Origin of the sequence: Bradyrhizobium sp. DOA9 (genome assembly GCF_000617845.2) — a bacterium.
Taxonomy (GTDB): domain Bacteria; phylum Pseudomonadota; class Alphaproteobacteria; order Rhizobiales; family Xanthobacteraceae; genus Bradyrhizobium.
Genome location: NZ_DF820425.1, coordinates 1,767,445 through 1,780,599, shown reverse-complemented (window position 1 = coordinate 1,780,599; position 13,155 = coordinate 1,767,445). Strand labels below are relative to the sequence as shown.

Annotated in this window: 11 protein-coding genes; 2 read left to right on the top strand and 9 right to left on the bottom strand. The window is 66.6% G+C overall.

Annotation, left to right across the window (positions count from 1 at the left end):
* Positions 1–215 precede the first annotated feature (215 nt).
* Both BDOA9_RS08180 and BDOA9_RS08175 read right to left on the bottom strand, forming a co-directional pair.
* Positions 216–1,877, bottom strand: a complete 1,662-nt coding sequence (locus tag BDOA9_RS08180) for an ATP-dependent DNA ligase (protein ID WP_025033456.1) — start codon at positions 1,875–1,877, stop codon at positions 216–218.
* A complete protein-coding gene (locus BDOA9_RS08175; protein WP_025033455.1) occupies positions 1,874–2,911 on the bottom strand; it encodes a ligase-associated DNA damage response exonuclease in 1,038 nt (345 codons plus the stop codon). Before BDOA9_RS08175 ends, BDOA9_RS08180 begins: the two co-directional genes overlap by 4 nt.
* 169 nt (positions 2,912–3,080) lie before the next feature.
* Between BDOA9_RS08175 and BDOA9_RS08170 the strand changes: the two genes are divergently transcribed.
* Both BDOA9_RS08170 and BDOA9_RS08165 read left to right on the top strand, forming a co-directional pair.
* The gene (locus BDOA9_RS08170) at positions 3,081–4,007 is read left to right on the top strand and encodes a class I SAM-dependent DNA methyltransferase (RefSeq protein ID WP_025033454.1); all 927 of its coding nucleotides are present in this window, start codon (positions 3,081–3,083) and stop codon (positions 4,005–4,007) included.
* Between the two features lie 115 nt (positions 4,008–4,122).
* A complete protein-coding gene (locus BDOA9_RS08165) occupies positions 4,123–5,352 on the top strand; it encodes an ABC transporter substrate-binding protein (RefSeq protein WP_025033453.1) in 1,230 nt (409 codons plus the stop codon).
* Between the two features lie 201 nt (positions 5,353–5,553).
* Here the strand turns inward: BDOA9_RS08165 and BDOA9_RS08160 are convergent, their stop codons facing one another.
* From BDOA9_RS08160 to xylB, 7 genes are all read right to left on the bottom strand, one after another.
* Positions 5,554–6,396 (bottom strand): amidohydrolase family protein, encoded by an 843-nt coding sequence (locus tag BDOA9_RS08160; RefSeq protein WP_025033452.1) that lies wholly within the window; start codon positions 6,394–6,396, stop codon positions 5,554–5,556.
* Positions 6,397–6,399: 3 nt separating this feature from the next.
* Positions 6,400–7,377, bottom strand: a complete 978-nt coding sequence (locus tag BDOA9_RS08155; protein WP_025033451.1) for an aldo/keto reductase — start codon at positions 7,375–7,377, stop codon at positions 6,400–6,402.
* A 104-nt stretch (positions 7,378–7,481) separates the two neighbouring features.
* Complete coding sequence (locus BDOA9_RS08150) at positions 7,482–8,414, bottom strand: sugar-binding protein (protein ID WP_025033450.1); 933 nt, start codon at positions 8,412–8,414, stop codon at positions 7,482–7,484.
* Between the two features lie 93 nt (positions 8,415–8,507).
* On the bottom strand, positions 8,508–9,578 hold the full coding sequence (locus tag BDOA9_RS08145) for an ABC transporter permease (RefSeq protein WP_025033449.1): 1,071 nt from the start codon (positions 9,576–9,578) through the stop codon (positions 8,508–8,510).
* Positions 9,578–10,336 (bottom strand): ATP-binding cassette domain-containing protein, encoded by a 759-nt coding sequence (locus BDOA9_RS08140; protein ID WP_025033448.1) that lies wholly within the window; start codon positions 10,334–10,336, stop codon positions 9,578–9,580. Before BDOA9_RS08140 ends, BDOA9_RS08145 begins: the two co-directional genes overlap by 1 nt.
* Before the next feature lie 13 nt (positions 10,337–10,349).
* The gene (gene xylA / locus BDOA9_RS08135) at positions 10,350–11,672 is read right to left on the bottom strand and encodes a xylose isomerase (RefSeq protein WP_025033447.1); all 1,323 of its coding nucleotides are present in this window, start codon (positions 11,670–11,672) and stop codon (positions 10,350–10,352) included.
* The gene (gene xylB, locus BDOA9_RS08130) at positions 11,673–13,124 is read right to left on the bottom strand and encodes a xylulokinase (RefSeq protein WP_025033446.1); all 1,452 of its coding nucleotides are present in this window, start codon (positions 13,122–13,124) and stop codon (positions 11,673–11,675) included. It abuts the gene before it with no gap.
* Positions 13,125–13,155 lie beyond the last annotated feature (31 nt).

Genomic DNA, 13,155 nt, shown 5'->3' with positions numbered 1-13,155 from the left:
TACGCGAGGCCGTTCAAAAAAAGCCCCATATCGAACTTCACTCCAGCACAACTCATTACGCAAAGCTCTCGCTTGCGGGAGAGGTCGGCGCGGAGCGCCGGGTGAGGGCTTTCTCCTCTAGGGGATTCTCTTGATAATCCCATTGCGGAGGCAGCCCTCTCCCCGACCCTCTCCCGCAAGCGGGAGAGGGAGCGCACCACCTTCGTGGCAACAGTTCACACCTCGATCTCCGCCGCCTCTTCCTTCAGCATCTTCTCCAGCGTTTCCAGCCTATCCGCCTCGCGCGGCGGCTTGTCCCAGCGCAGGCGGCTGATGCGGGGAAAGCGCATGGCGACGCCGGATTTGTGCCTGGGCGAGCGCTGCAGACCCTCGAAGGCGACCTCCAGCACCAGCCCCTTGTCGGCTTCGTGCACGACATGGCGCACGGGCCCGAATTTTTCCGTGGTGTTGCGGCGGACGAAGCGGTCGATCTGCAAAAGCTCCTCGTCGGTGAAGCCGAAATAGGCTTTTCCGACCGGCACCAGCTCGTCGCCGCCATCGCCTGCCGTCCAGACGCCAAAGGTGTAATCGGAATAATAGGACGAGCGCTTGCCGTGACCGCGCTGCGCATACATCAGCACGGCGTCGATGATGTGCGGGTCGCGCTTCCACTTCCACCACTGGCCCTTCGGCCGCCCCGGCAGATAGGGCGCATCCCGCCGCTTCAGCATGACGCCTTCGACCGCGTCCGCATCCTCGCCGGCGCCGGCGCTCGCGGGATCGGCGCGTGCGGCGGTGAGTGCCTCCCAGCTGCCGAAGGGCACGGTGGGCGAGAGATCGATGCGGGGATCGTCGAGCTTTGCGATGAACCGCTCCAGCCGTTCGCGCCGCTCGGCGAAGGGCAGCTCGCGCAGATCGTTCTCGTCGTCGCCGAGCAGATCGTAGGCGCGCAAGTGAATCGGAAACTCCTTGATCAGCTTCGGCGAGACGACCTTGCGGTTGAGGCGCTGCTGCAGAACGTTGAAGCTCTGGACGCGGCCTTCGCGCAGGATCAAAAGCTCGCCGTCGATCGCGCCCGGCAGGCGCAGCGACGGCACGAGATCGGGAAAGCTTCCCGTGATGTCCTCGCCGGTGCGGGAATAGAGCCGCGCATTGATATGGCCGCGCTCGTCGCGGCCGGCGACCGCCTGCACGCGGATGCCGTCCCATTTCCATTCGGCGATGTAATCGGCGGGATCGAGCGCAGCGAAATCCGCATCCTCGATCGCATGCGCCAGCATCACCGGGCGGAACGGCGCGGGATCGCGGTTGACGGGCTTGTCGCCGCGTCCTTCCAGCCAGGCGAACAGGTCGAGATAGGGCGGGACGAGCCCCGGCCAGATCAGCTCGACCTCGTGCGGGTCCTTGTCGCCGAGCGCTGCGGCGGCAGTCTTGGCAAGGCGCGCGGAGATGCCGATCCGAAGGGCGCCCGTGACGAGCTTCAGCAGCGCCCAGCGGCCGGTCTCGTCCAGCTCGTCGAGCCAGCGCTCGAGCTGCCTGGGCAGCTCGGTCTTGCCGAGCGTGCGCAGCGTGGTGACGACCTCGGTGAGGCTCGGCGGTGGCGGGTTGTTATGGGCGGCGAGCGCGGCCTTCGGCCACATCAGCGCCACCGTCTCGGAGAGATCGCCGACATAGTCGTAGCTCAAGCCGAACAGCACCTCGTCCGTGCGCGACGCGATGAGATCGCGGATCAGCGCGGGCTTGGCGTGCTTGAAGCTGAGTGCGCCGGTCAGCGCCGCCAGCGCATAGCCGCGGTCGGGATCGCCGACCTCGCGGAAATAGCCGGTGATCAGCCGCAGCTTGTTGTTGCGGCCGGGCTCGTAGGCGAGGCGATCGAGCAGCTCGGCGAAGCGGTTCATGCCTCAGTCTCGCCTTGAATGGGCGTCTCGCTCTCCTCCTCGTCGCCATAGCCGACGAGATCGAGCGGCTGCGCCTTCAGGCCCTTGCTCCGGCACCAATGCACCAGCGCATCTTCCTGGCCGTGGGTGACCCAGATCTCGCCGGCGCCGGTCGCCGCGATGGTCGCGGTGAGGCCGTCCCAGTCGGCGTGGTCGGAAATCACCAGCGGCAGCTCGACGCCGCGCTGCCGCGCCCGGGCGCGCACGCGCATCCAGCCCGAGGCGAAGGCGGTGACGGGATCCGGAAAGCGCCGCGTCCAGAGATCAGATGTCGCCGATGGCGGCGCCAAGGTGATGGTGCCGGCCAGCGCCGCCTTCTTCATGCCCTTCACCGGCCTGAGCTCGCCGAGGTCGATGCCGCGGCTCTGGTAGTAATGCGTGATCGTCTCCATCGCGCCATGCAGATAGATCGGCGCGTCATAGCCGGCTTGACGCAGCAGCTTGATCACGCGCTGCGCCTTGCCGAGCGAATAGGCACCGACGAGATGCGCGCGCTCCGGAAACAGCGCGACGGACGCGAGCAGCTTCCTGACCTCGTCGCCGGCATCGCCATGCCGGAACACCGGGAGCCCGAACGTCGCCTCGGTGATGAAGACGTCGCAGGGCACCAGCTCGAACGGCGTGCAGGTCGGGTCCGGCGCGTCCTTGTAGTCGCCGGAAGCGACGATGCACGTGTCCTTGCACGAGACCGCGATTTGCGCCGAGCCCAGCACATGGCCGGCGGGGTGAAACTTGACCTTGACGTCGCCGAGCCGGATCTCCTCGCCATAGCGGATCGCCTGGGTCGAGCCGGCAAAGTCCTCGCCATAGCGCAGCCGCATCATGTCGAGCGTTTCCTGCGTCGCCAGCACCGCGCCATGGCCGGCACGGGCATGGTCGGAATGACCGTGGGTGATCACGGCCCGCTCCACGGGCCTGATAGGGTCGATATGGAAGCCGCCGGGCTTGCAGCACAGGCCGGCAGCATTTGGCAGCAGGATGTCTTGCGGGCGCATGGTGGTGATATAGGAAGTGGGCGCTTCAAATTAAGCTGTCATGCGCGGGCTTGACCCGCGCATCCATCCCCCTAAAGAGTTCTGTTTTTGATGGATTGCCGGGCCTACGCCGCGCCGGAGGGGCTTCGGCCCCGCAGGCGGGTCAAGCCCGGCAATGACGAGTAGTTCCATGCCGCTCCGCCTGTTCCTGACCTCCGGCGATCTCATGGCCGACCGCCGTTTCGAGTTCGCGCGCGACCTCCAGCTCAAGGGCGATCTGCCCGCCGCCGCGGACCTCGTCGAACAGGCGCTCGAGCTCGCGCCTGATTTCACCTCGGCCTGGTTCACGCTCGGCGAGATCCGCCGTCAGCTCGGCGAGCGCGACAAGGCCATCGCCGCGTTCCGGGAAGCGCTGCGGTGCGATCCGCAGGACCAGCACGGCGCCGGCCTGCACCTGACGCGGCTGGGCGATGCGCAGATTGCGGAGATGCCGAAGGCCTATGTGCAGGCGCTGTTCGACCAGTACGCGCCGCGCTTCGAACATACGCTGATCAACGATCTCGGCTATCGCGCGCCCAACCTGATCTTCAAGGCGGTGCTGGCCGCGCGGGTCGCCGCCAAGAAGCCCGCCTACTTCAAGCGCACCATCGATCTCGGTTGCGGCACCGGGCTCGCAGCGGCGGCTTTCGCCAAGCAGGTCGATCATTTCACCGGCATCGACCTGTCGCCCGGCATGATCAAGGAGGCGCGGGCGACGAACCTCTATGCCGAGCTCGAAGTCGCCGACATGATCGAGGGCCTGCGCGGCAAGGCCGAGACAAGCGCAAACCTCATCGTGGCCGCGGATGCGTTCGTCTATCTCTCCGATCTCGCACCGGTGCTGAGCGAAGCAAGGCGCGTGCTCGTGTCAGGCGGCGTGCTCGCCTTCACGCTGGAAACGCATGCGGGCGATGGCATCGTGCTCGGCGCCGGCCTGCGCTATGCCCATTCGACGGAATATGTGCGCGGCGCCATCGCGAAGGCCGGGCTCAAGCTTCTCACGCTTGAGCCGGCCTCGCCGCGCAACGAGAACAACGAGCCGGTGCGCGGCCTCGTCGTCGTGGCCGAGAAAACTTGAGTCTAGGCGCTGCATCTGCGGCGATTTCGCGTCATTGCGTCGCAAAGCTGCGACTTCCCACTTGCGAGCCGAGCTGCGATGTCAGCACAATGCGCGCACCAGGGAGAAAACAATAATGACCAAGAATCCATCGCGGCGCGATTTCAGCGCTGCTGCGCTCGCCACCATCGCCGCATCCACCTTGCCCGCGCCGTATGTCTGGGCGGCGGAGAAGAAATACGATGCGGGCGCCAGCGACACCGAGATCAAGATCGGCCAGACCGTGCCGCATTCCGGCCCCGGCTCGCTCTACGGCGTGCTCGGCCGCGTCGGCGAAGCCTATTTCCAGATGCTGAACGAGAAGGGCGGCATCAACGGCCGCAAGGTCAAGTTCCTCACCATGGACGACGCCTACAGCGCGCCGAAATGCGTCGAGGCGACGCGGCGGCTGGTCGAGCAGGAAGAGGTGCTCGCGCTGTACGGTTCGCTCGGCACCGCGCCGCAGACCGCCGTGCACAAATACCTGAACTCCAAGGGCGTGCCGCAGCTCCTGCTCAACACCGGCGCGTCGAAGTGGAATAATCCGAAAGAGTTCAAATGGACGATGGCGGGCCTGCCGCTCTACCCGACCGAGGCGCGCATCCTGGCGCGGCACGTCGTCAGCGTGAAGCCGAACGCCAAGGTCGGCATCCTCTACCAGAACGACGATTTCGGCCGCGACTTTCTCGGTCCGTTCAAGAAAGTGCTGGCGGATGCCGGCGGCACCGCACAGGTGATCATGGAGCAGACCTACGATCTCACCGAGCCGACAGTCGATTCCCAGCTCATCAATCTCTCGAAGTCCGGCGCCGACGTCTTCTACAACATCTCCACCGGCAAGGCCTCGTCGCAGTCGATCCGGAAAGTGGCCGAGCTCGGCTGGAAGCCGCTGCAGCTGCTGTCCGCCGGCTCCACCGGCCGCTCGATCCTCAATGCCGCAGGCCTCGAGAACGCCGCCGGCATCGTCGCGATCCGCTACAACAAGGAGGTCGGCCTGCCCAAATGGGAGAAGGACCCTGACGTGATGGCGTTCGAGGAGCTGCGCAAGAAGTACACGCCGGCGATCGACCCCGACAACACCATCGCCTTCGCCGGTTACGGCCAGGCCGCGACCATGGCCGAGATCCTGCGCCGCTGCGGCGACGAGCTCACCCGCGCCAACGTGCTGAAGCAGGCGTCGAACCTCAACGGCTTCCACTCGCCGTATTTCCTCGACGGCGTCAGCTACAGCTACACGCCCGAAGACTACACGCCGATGAAGACGCTGTTCATCTCCACCTTCACAGGCAAAGACTGGGACATCTCGGACAAGCCGATGTCGGAGTAGAGCGAGGCGCGAGACGCGCCGCCACTCTTCCTTCTACCCTTGTGGGAGAAGGTGGCGCGAAGCGCCGGATGAGGGGTTGCTTCAGCAAGCTCAAGTGCGAGAGATGTGCCCGCGGAGAGAACCCCTCACCCGTCTCGCCGCTATCGCGGCGAGCCACCCTCTCCCACAAGGGGAGAGGGTAAGAGCGTGCATCCACTGCAATTAAACCAACCGATACGCCTGCGCTGCATTCGCGCCAAACGCCTTGTCCCGCACGCGCGGGCCGAGCTTCGCCAAACACGCCTCCAGCGCGGTCTTGATCTCGCCGTAGCTTCCCGCAAGCAGGCAGACCGGCCAGTCCGATCCGAAGATCAGCCGGTCCTCGCCGAAACATGTTGCGGCGCGCTCCACGAACGGAAACAGCCGTTCCGCATCCCAGTCGTCCCAGACCGCCTCGGTCGCCAGCCCCGAGATCTTGCACCAGACATTGCCGCAGGCAGCAAGCGCTGCGATGCGCTCGGCCCATTCCTCGCTCCCGCCGGCGGCAATCGGCGGCTTGGCGGCGTGATCGAGCACGAAACGCGCATGCGGAAAGGCCTGCGCGGTTGCGATCGCGGCAGGCAGCTCGCGGCTGCGAACGAGGAAATCGTAGGCGAGATCGCGGGCGAATACCGCCGAGAGGCCGCGCTGGACGTCTTCGCGCAGCAGCCAATCCGCATCAAGCTCGTCGTGGACCTGGTGGCGGATGCCGACCAGCTTGGCACCGCCAGGCAGAGCGCGCAGCCGGTCGAGCGTTTCACCAAGGTCGCCATCAGTCAGATCGACCCAGCCGACCACGCCGACGACTGACGTCGTCGCATGCGCGATCCGCAAGAACTCCTCCGTTTCTTCCAGCGCGGAACGGCACTGCACGACGATGCTGGCGTCGATGCCATTCGCCTTCATCAGCGGCGCGAGATCGGTCGGACCGAAGGCACGGCGGATCGGTGCCAGCTCGTCCGCTTCCATCCAGGGATAATCGGCGCGCGCCGGATCCCAGAAATGCTGATGGGAATCGACGATCATACCTTAAGCTCCGCCGGGAAGCGGCGCGCGCGCATCGACCAGCTTCCGCGCACGCAGCTCCTGCCAAAATGCCGGCGGCACCGCCTTCTCCGACATCGCGACGTTGTCGGCGACCTCGGCGGCATTGCGCGCGCCCATCACGGCGACCGTCACCGCCGGGTGGGCCATGCAGAATTGCAGCGCGGCGGCCTTCAGCTCGGTGTCGTGCCTGCGGCAGAGTTCGTCGAGCTCCAGCGCACGTGCCACCAGCGCCGCATCGGCATCCTGATAGTTGAATTTCGCGCTCGTCCTGGGATTGGCCAGGATGCCGCTGTTGTAGATGCCGCCGAGCAGGATGCCGATGCCCCTCGCCTGGCAGAGCGGGAACAGCGCATCCAGCGCGCCCTGGTCCAGCAGCGTGTAACGGCCGGCGAGCAGGAAGCAGTCGACCGGCACGGCCTCGGCGAAGCGAGCCAGCATCTCGGACTGGTTCATGCCGGCGCCGATCGCCTTGACCGTGCCGTCCTCGCGCAGGCGCTGGAGCGCACGGAAGGCGCCGTTGACCGCATCGTCATAGTGGTCGTCGGGATCGTGCACGAGCAGGACGTCGACGCGATCGAGGCCGAGGCGCCGCAGGCTCTCCTCGACCGACCGCATCACGCCGTCATAGCTGAAATCGAATACCGGCCGCTCGCGCGGCGTGCCCTTGTAGTGCTCGTCCTCGGGGGCAGCACCATCGGGTGCGCGCAGCAGGCGCCCGACCTTGGTCGAGATGACGTAGGAATCGCGCTGCTGCTGCCGCAGGAAGGCGCCCAACCGCCGCTCCGCGAGCCCGAAGCCGTAGAGCGGGGCGGTGTCGAAGAATCGAACGCCGAGCGACCACGCGCGTTCGATCGCCGCTTGCGCATCGGCATCGCTGACGGGCGAGAACAATCCGCCGAGCGGGGCGGAACCGAGGCCGAGCGAAGTGACATCGAGAGCGCCGAGCCGCGACCTTTTCATTCCCATGGCCTTCCAGCGATCGTCTTCCATTCCAAATCATCTCTCCCGCTTGCGGAAACCGCAAGCGGGAGAGGCATGCAGGAGCGCGGGGCTGGGCAGCGCTCCTACTTCAACATCTGCGCGACGTTGTCCTTGGTAACGAGATCGAGGCCGGTGTAGACGATCTCCGGCACCTTCTCGCCCTTCTTGATGGCGAGCAGCGTGTCCATCGCCTTCTCGCCCATCTCGAACGGACGCTGGCCGACCAGCGCGTTGGCATAGCCGTCACGCAGCAGCTCGAGCTGCATCTTCAGCGTATCGGCGACGACCAGCGTGAACTTGCCGGAATCGATGTCCTTCTTGTTCTTGCTGGCGAAGGCCTTGAAGCCTTCGGGCGCGAACATCGGCCAGCCGCCGATCGGGACGATGGCGGCGAGATCCGGCGTTGCAGTGCGCATGTCCGTCATCTGCTGCACCGCGAGCGCAGGATCGTCGTTGCAGAAGCTCGGCGAGCCCGCGACCTCGGTCCACTTCGAGCCCTTCAGCGCCTCGCGCACGCCGTCGACGCGCTCGGCGAGGTTCTTGGCGCCGGGGCCGCCGGAGACCATCGCGTATTTGCCGCCGTCCGGCCGCATTTTCAGCAATTGCTTGCCGAGCGCGACACCGAACTCCTTGTTGTTGGTGCCGATATAGGCGATGCGCTTGGAGCCCGGCGCGTCCGCATCGAAGGTGATGACGGGAATGCCGGCAGCGGTCGCCGCCTCGATCGACTTGGTCATGGCCGCGACGTCCGCGACCGAGATGGCGAGACCATCGACCTTCTGCGTGACGAAGTCCTGGATGATCTGGGCCTGGGTCGCCGGCTCATGCTCGACCGGGCCCTTGTAGATGCACTCGATGTTGCCGAGCTCCTTGGCGCGCTTCAGGCAGCCGTCGCGCGAAAAGTCGAAGAACGGGTTGTTCATCGCCTTCGGCACGATGACGAAGCGGTAGTTCGCAGCAAATGCCGGCGTCGCCATCATCGCAACGGCGATACCGGCTAAAAGCAGTTTCCTCATTGTCTCCTCCACTCTTGTTGGTGCCTATCCCCTCGAAAGCCCCCGGGAAGCGGATAGGCGGCGTTTTCCTTGCCTTCCCGAGATGTCGTCATGTCAGGTCATCCGCGAGCGGACGCGGTCGACCAGAACAGCCAGAATGATGATCACGCCGACCAGCGTCTGCTGCCAGTACGAGGAGACCTGGGCCAGCACGAGCCCGTTGCGGATCACCTCCAAAAGCACGCAGCCGACGATGGCCCCGAGCGGGCCGCCGATGCCGCCGGCGAGATTGGCACCGCCGATCACGGCCGCCGCGATCACGTTGAGTTCGTAGGAGGTCGCCATGTTGGCCGGCGCCGATCCGAGCCAGCCCGAGACGATGATGCCCTGCAGGCCCGCGGCGAGCGCGCAGATCACGTACACCTCGATCTTCACCCGCACCACCGGAATGCCGGTGAGCTCGGCCGCCTTCTCGTTGCCGCCGAGCGCGAAGACGTGGCGGCCGAACGACGTGTGGTGCAGCACCACGGCCATGGCCAGCGCCAGGATCATCAGATAGATGAACGGCGACGGCACGCCGAGCACGTCACCGGACGTGAGCGCATAGAAATAATCGGCGTCCGGCCCGCCCGGGAAGCTGCCGCGTCCGTTGGAGACGACGTAGCCGAGTCCGCGCACGATCGAGAGCATGCCGAGCGTGGTGACGAAGGGCGACAGGCCGAGTACGGCGATGCAGAAGCCGTTGACGAGGCCGGCAATCAGCGCGACGCCGAGGCCGGCGAGGATCGAGATGAGCAGGATCAGCCCCGGAACATTGGCGAGCACGGTCTTGCCGTCGGCCGCCATGTGCACCAGCGGCGAGCCCGGCGCCGACAGCTCGGTCATCACCATCGAGGTGATCATGGCGGAAAAACACATCATCGATCCCACCGACAGGTCGATGCCGCCGGTGATGATCACGAAGGTGATGCCGAGCGTCGCAATGGCGATGAAGGAAAAGTTCTTCGCCACGTTCTGCATGTTGCCTTGGCTGAAGAAGTACGGGCTGGCGAAGTGCATGATCACCAGCAGCACCGCCAGCGCGAGCAGGACGTAGCCGGTCTGCGAGGCGAAGATGCCGCGCTGCCACCATCTGATCTTGCCGACATTGGTGAAGCTGATCGGGGATTCCAAGGGCATGGCCATCACGCCGCCTCCTTCGCACCGGTGATGAGGGCGGTAACCTCCTCTGGGGAGGTCTGGTGAATCGACTTGTCGGCGCGCTTCTCGCCGCGCCGCATGACGACGACGCGGTCGCATACGGCGAACACGTCGGGCATGCGGTGCGAGATCAGCATCACGGCGACGCCCTGCTCCTTCAGCCGGTGGATCAGGCCGAGCACCTGCTCGACCTGGCGCACCGAGATCGCGGCGGTCGGCTCGTCCATCATCACCAGCCGCGCATTGGAAAGCCGGGTGCGCGCGATCGCGACCGCCTGGCGCTGGCCGCCCGACATCTGCCTGACGAGATCGTCGGGGCGCGTCTCCGAGCGCAGCTCGCCGAACAGCTCGAGCGCGCGCGAGGCCATCGCCTTGTGGTCGAGCAAGGCAATCGGTCCGAACCTGCGCTTCAGCTCGCGGCCGAGAAAGACGTTGGCGGCGGCCGTCAAATTGTCAGCGAGCGCGAGGTCCTGATAGACGACCTCGATGCCGACGGCGCGGGCATCGACCGGCCGGTTGAAATGCACCTCGCTGCCGGCAAAGCGCATCTCGCCATGGGTGGGCCGGAAATTGCCGGCGATGATCTTCACCAACGTCGACTTGCCGGCGCCGTTGTCGCCCATCAGCCCGACCACCTCGCCGGGCCAGACCTGCAGGTCGACGTCGTGCAGCGCGCGGATCGCGCCGAACTCCTTGCCGATGCCGGTGAGCTCGAGCACCGGTGTCGCGTCAGCTTTCGTCATCAGCGGCGTTTCCTCAGACATAGCGGTTGACCAGGGATTCCAGATATTCCTGCCGGCCCGAGCGCGGCTGCGGATCGAAGCCGGGCGACATCGCACGGTCGGCGAGATCGGCGAGCGAGCGCTGGCCGGCGAGAATGGCGCGGCCCTCCGGACCGGCCCAGCCCTCGTAGCGCTTTGCCAGCGGCGCGCTCAGCGTGCCGGCATCGAGCATGTCGGCGGCGGCGAGGAAGGCCCGCGCGCAGGCATCCATCGAGCCGACATGGGCATGGATGAGATCATCGGGGTCGATCGACTGGCGGCGGATCTTGGCATCGAAGTTGAGCCCGCCCGTGGTGAAGCCGCCGCGGTTCAGGATCTCGTGGAACACCAGCGCCAGCTCCGGCACGTTCATCGCGAACTGGTCGGTGTCCCAGCCGAGCAGATCGTCGCCGCGGTTGATGTCGAGCGAGCCGAACACGCCGAGCGCCTCGGCCAGCGCGACCTCGTGATGGAAGGAGTGGCCGGCGAGGATGGCGTGGTTCTGCTCGATGTTGAGCTTGACGTCCTTGAGCAGGTCGTAGCGTTCGAGGAAGCCGTAGCAGGTGGCGACGTCGAAATCATATTGGTGCTTGGTCGGCTCCTTGGGCTTCGGCTCGATCAGGAGCGGGCCCTTGAAGCCGATCTTGTGCTTGTGCTCGACGACCAGCGAGACGAAGCGGCCGAGCTGGTCGAGCTCGCGCTTGAGATCGGTGTTGAGCAGCGTCTCGTAGCCCTCGCGTCCGCCCCACAGCACGTAGTTCTGCCCGCCGAGCCGGTGCGTCACCTCAAGCGCGGCGCGGACCTGGCCGGCGGCATAAGTGAAGATCTCGGGGTCCGGATTGGTCGCCGCGCCCGCCATGTAGCGGCGGTGCGTGAACAGGTTCGCAGTGCCCCAGAGCAGGCGGACCTTGCTCGATGCCATCTTCTGCTCGAACAGATCGGCGATGGCGTTGAGGTTGGCGACGGACTCGGCGAGGGAAGCGCCTTCCGGCGCCGCATCGACGTCATGGAAGGTGAAGAAGGGCACGTCCAGCAGGCGGAACAGCTCGAAGGCGACATCGGCCTTGGCGCGGGCCAGTGCCATCGCGTCGGTGCCGTGGTGCCACGGCCGCAGGAAGGTCTCGCCGCCGAAGGGATCGCCGCCCGGCCAGCAGAACGAGTGCCAATAGCAGACCGCAAAGCGCAAATGATCCTCGAGCCGGCGGCCATGCACCAGGCGGTCTTTGTCGTACCAGCGGAAGGCGGGCGCGCCTTCGGCCTCCTTGCCGCCGAAGGCGACGGGTGCACTTGCATCGAAGAATTTGGCTGGCGCGTTCACTTAAGTCTCCTTCAATGCGGGATAGAGCGCGCGCCATCGCCGATAGGCCTCTTCATAGGCCGCGGCGACGGACGGGCGGGGTGTGAAGCTTGCGAGCCGCCGCGGGCGCGTGCAGACGTCCGCGGGGTTCTCGCCTGTTACGGCGAGCCGGCCGAGCCTGGCAGCACCGAGCGCGGCGCCGACCTCGCCTTCCTCGACGCGGTGGACGGGCATGCCGAGCACGTCGGCGCAGATCTGCGCCCATAGCGGCGAGCGCGAGCCGCCGCCGACGAGATCGACCTCGGCGATCGGCCCGCTGGCTGTGCTCAGCGCCGACAGATTGTCGCGCGCGGCAAAGGCGACGCCTTCGAGCACGGCCTGCACGATCTGCGAACGCCCGGTCGCGCCGCGCAGGCCGACGAAGGCGCCGCTGGCGGCGGCATCGTTGTGCGGCGTGCGCTCGCCGTCGAGATAGGGCAGGAACTGGACCGGGCCTGGTGCATCGACGCGCTCGCCGAGCGGCGCCAGCAGCGCTGCGGCCGGCGTCTCCATCACGTCGGCGAGCCAGGCGAGCGAGGCGGCGGCCGACAGCATCACACCCATCTGGTGCCAGAGGCCGGGCAGCGCGTGGCAGAACGCATGCACGGCCGAAGCCGGCGCTGGAGCGAAGCGGTCCGTGATGCGGAACAGGACGCCCGACGTTCCCAGCGACAGGAAGGCATCGCCGGGCGCGATGGCGCCGAGCCCGATCGCACTCGCCGCATTGTCGCCGGCGCCGCCCGCGACCACGACATTTTTCGCCATGCCCCAGCGCTGCGCGTATTCGGGTGCGAGCACCGCGCTCGCCGCACTGCCCTCGACGAGACGGGGCATGTGGTGCAGATCGAGCCCGGTGGCATGCAGCAGCAGCGCGGACCAGCGGCGCAGGCCGACGTCGAGCCACAGCGTGCCGGCGGCATCCGACATGTCCTCGACCATCTCGCCGGTGAGGCGATAGCGCACATAGGCCTTCGGCAGCAGCACCTTCGCCACGCGGTCGAAGATCTTCGGCTCGTTCCGTGCCACCCAGAGCAGTTTTGGCGCGGTGAAACCCGGCATCGCCAGATTGCCGGCGATCGCGTGCAGGGAGGGACAGCGCCGCTCCAGCGCTGCGCATTCGGCCTGCGAGCGGCCGTCGTTCCAGAGGATGGCCGGACGCAGCGGGCGGCCGTCCTCGCCAAGCAGCGTCGCGCCATGCATCTGACCCGACAGTCCGATGCCGCGCACCTGCGCGACGTCGCGCGGATGGCGCGCGGCGAGATCGTCGACGGCGCCGACCGCCGCCTCGACCCAGGCATCGGGATCCTGCTCGGACCACAGCGGCGCCGGGTGCGACAGCGCAAGCTCGCGCGCGGCCGTCGCGGTCACCGCGCCGGCTTCGCTCACGAGCACCGCTTTCACACCGGACGTGCCGATGTCGATCCCGAGAAACAATTCGTCCTCCCTTTCGGCCTGCCGCGGTGGA